Source organism: Bartonella sp. AA81SXKL (assembly GCF_042196945.1).
Lineage (GTDB): Bacteria > Pseudomonadota > Alphaproteobacteria > Rhizobiales > Rhizobiaceae > Bartonella.
Window position 1 is genome coordinate 1 of sequence record NZ_JBHIRH010000407.1, and the last position, 555, is coordinate 555.

The 555-nt window shown below is 43.2% G+C and carries 1 protein-coding gene; it reads left to right on the top strand.

All coding sequences use genetic code 11. From position 1 onward, the window contains the following. A partial coding sequence (locus ACFINZ_RS11970) for a tyrosine-type recombinase/integrase (RefSeq protein ID WP_375701642.1) occupies nt 1-516 on the top strand: 516 nt, incomplete at its 5' end. Nucleotides 517-555: the final 39 nt, after the last annotated feature.

Consider the following 555-nt stretch of genomic DNA (forward strand, 5'->3'; position numbering starts at 1 on the left):
TATCAGTTACTCTGTAAAACACAAAACATAACACAACTGGCTTTGCGCTTGCTTATCCTGACAGGCGTTCGTACCAACCCTTTGCGTCATATTCGTGAAGATCAGATTGAAGGTGATATATGGACAATCCCTGCTGAGAATATGAAAGGCAAGCGTGATGCCACAACAGAGTTTCGCGTGCCTTTATCAACTGAAGCATTAGACATTTTAAAACAAGCACGATTGCTTTCTCGTAATGATTTCTTTTTTTCTGCTAAAGGTCGCGGTCCCCTCGCTGAGAAGTGTATGGCTCAATATATGAGAAAAAATAAAATTGAAGCTTGCCCCCATGGTTTTCGCTCTAGTTTACGCGATTGGCTAGCAGAAACAACCGATGCCCCCTATGAGGTCGCTGAAACTATTCTAAGTCATACAGTAGGAGGACAAGTAGAGCGCTCCTATCGTCGCACTGACTATCTAGAACAGCGCCGTGTCTATATGGATAAATGGGCGGCTTATGTCACGGGTCAAACCTAAAATATGGGGTGAATAACCCCATTATCTGTGGATAACTTT